We start from the raw sequence: 2,812 nt of genomic DNA, 5'->3' as shown, positions 1-2,812 counted from the left end.
CAACCCCGCGCCCAGGGGCAGGTCCTGGCCATGCAGGAAGCCGTCACTCGCCTGCAGGAGGCCGGCGAGGAGATGCAGCAGCTGTCCCGCGATGCCGAGCACGCCCAGGCCGATCCGGCCGACGTAAACGCCCAGCTTGCCCTGCTGCGCGAGCGGCTTGACCAGTTGAAGGCCGCGGTGGCCCTGCTCAGCGCCCCGCAGGGCATCGCCCTGACCAGCGGCGAGCACCTGCAACTGGCTGCCCGGCACAACCTGATGCTCAACGCCGGCGGGGAGGCCGACATCAGCGTGGTCAAGCGTCTGTTCATTGGCGTGGGCGAGGGCCTGAGCCTGTTCGTGCGCAAGCTCGGTATGAAGCTGATCGCCAACCAGGGCGCGGTGCAGATCCAGGCACAGAACGACCGCCTGGAACTGCTCGCCCGGCATGGGCTGGACATCACCAGCACCGAAGACGAAATCCGCATCAGCGCCAAGCAGAAGATCACCCTCAATGCCGGCGGCAGCTACATCACCCTCGATCCGTGCGGCATCGAGTCCGGCACCCAGGGTGAGCACCTGATCAAGGCGGTGCATTTCGATTACCAGAAAACCAAGGCTCCTCAGGCGAGGTCCCTGCCTGTGCTGCCTCTGGAGGTGCAACCTCCGTTGCGTTTTGACGAGCAGTTCCAACTCTTCGCGGATGATGGCGAACGAACCCTGGCCGCCATGCCTTACAAGATCACGGGTGCTTCAGGGCGCACCTGGCGCGGCGTGACCGACAGCCAGGGATTCACCCAGCGGGTGTACACCCCCAGGCCCGAGGCGCTCTCAGTGACCTATGGCGAGGGTCTGGAAGAGGAGGAAGAAGAGGAAGAACTGCCCGACGGCATCGTATTGCGCCTGGGCCTGTTCTTCGATGGCACCGGCAACAACCTGGCCAATGCGACCGCTGTCGCGCAATGCCAACGCGACGATTTGGATCAGTTCAGTGCGGACGAACTGGCGACGATCATCCGGCAATGCGAAGGCTACGGCTACATCGGGCTCGATGGCGGCAGTTTTACTGGGACTCCGGACAATAGCTACGGTAATGCGCCGAGTAACGTGGCACATCTGTTCAGGCTCTATCCCGATAACGTCGCGGCGGCTGTAGCCCCCAACGCCGACATTGGGTATGTGAAAGTCTATCTCGAAGGCATTGGCACCCGTAGCGGCGGCAAGGATTCGCTCTATGGCCAGGGCACCGGCAAAGGCGAAACCGGGGTGGCGGCGCGAGTCGAGCAGGCGCCGGCGATAATCGAGGCGCAACTGGATGCGTTTACTCAGGCCAACTCTGGCATCCGTGTTCGCTCCGTGGAATTTGATCTGTTCGGTTTCAGCCGGGGCGCGGCAGCTGCACGGCACTGTGCCAACGAACTGCTCAAGCCCGGCCGCGGGGTGTTCCAGGAGCTATTGCGTGCAGGCCGCTTCGGCCTGCGGCCAGGGTTCGATCCGGCCATTCACGTCAGCCTCAACCTCATCGGTCTGTTCGATAGCGTTGCCGCTATCGTCAGTCCGTCAGACGGTGATTTCAGCGCCGCGAACGCCAGTAACCCCGGCGTCAGCCTCTTCTTGCCGGTGGGTTGCGCACGGAAAGTGATCCAGCTGCGCGCCCGCGATGAATGCCGCCACAACTTTGCCCTTAACAGCGTGCAGCCAGGGCATGAGGAGATCAGCCTGCCTGGCGTGCATTCCGACATTGGCGGTGGGTACCTGCCCCGCGGAAGGGAGCGCCTGCTGCTGACCCGGCCACGGCGAATGATCCTGACGCGTCGACAAGCGCCAACGGAGCATCCGCTATGGCAACAGACGCGCGCTCAGGTCAATGCCCTGCTCGCCAGCGGTCTGGCGGAGTATGGCGACATCGAGATCACCACCTGGCCGATCGCCATGCCCGCCAGGGGCGATCGCGACAGCCAGGAACGCCACTTCCTTGTGGCAGCCGTCCTTGATCGGCCCGTGCGGGGCGAGCTCGCCCTGATTGGACTGCGAGTGATGCGCGAGCTGGGCGTGCGCCATCGCGTGCCATTCAAACCGTTGCCAGATGAAAGACGCTTCAAGCTGCCGGACGACCTGCAGGCCATTGCCTCTGCAACGCTGGAATTGGCTTTGGCTGGTATCGAAGTCCAGCTCAGTCTGGAGCAAGAGCGTCTGCTGCGACGCCATTACATCCATCAATCCGCGCATTGGACGCCAAGCATTGGCGTCCTGGTCAACAAGCCAGCGGAAAACGACACCCGCAACGTCTACCCCAACCAGCCACAAAAGGATTACCCGGTATGAGGCGCCTGGCGTTGTGTGGTGTCCTGCTGCTGAGCCTGGGTGCCTGTGCCCGCGATCACAATGGCTGGGCCCCTCCAGGGCCGCCGCGACTGCCGTATGACACGTGGTACGTCGGCTTGGCCGCGCCCCGTTACATGGAAGTGTGGGTGGAAAGTGTGGATGTGCTGGATCAGCGTGGCATGGCGTTTTTCCGCGTTCACGGTGGAGTCGCTGCTTATACGAACAAAGCGGCGGACTGGCACCAAGGGGGCGGGGCGATGAAGCCGGTGAGCAACATCGACCTGCCGGAGATGCTCTTCGTACGCTGGCAGTCGCTGGTGGAGCCGCAGACCTACAAAGCCACCCTCCCGATCCCGCCGTGGGTGCGCGATGAGATGGTCAGGCCGGAGCGGGTATTTTGCCAAGGCTCGCAAAAGTGGAAAGACGATTACCGGAGGATGATTTCGCTAGGCCTGGCGCCAGGTGGCATCGTCAAGGTCTGGGTAGGAGGGCCTTGCCTGCCCTCCAAGGA

The 2,812-nt window shown here is 63.3% G+C and carries 1 protein-coding gene and 1 pseudogene; both read left to right on the top strand.

Features of this window, described 5'->3' with window-relative positions; all coding sequences use genetic code 11:
• Positions 1-582 (top strand): annotated as a pseudogene (locus E8E75_RS10310) (DUF2345 domain-containing protein); the annotation flags it as partial.
• Positions 583-2,297: 1,715 nt separating this feature from the next.
• Positions 2,298-2,812: DUF2931 family protein (locus E8E75_RS10300; protein WP_280358668.1), on the top strand; the 515-nt coding region annotated here is incomplete at its 3' end.

Source organism: Pseudomonas sp. BN606, from assembly GCF_029873115.1.
In the GTDB taxonomy this organism is placed as follows: domain Bacteria; phylum Pseudomonadota; class Gammaproteobacteria; order Pseudomonadales; family Pseudomonadaceae; genus Metapseudomonas.
Note: the sequence above shows the minus strand (reverse complement) of the source record. Positions and strands in the feature narration are given on the sequence as shown.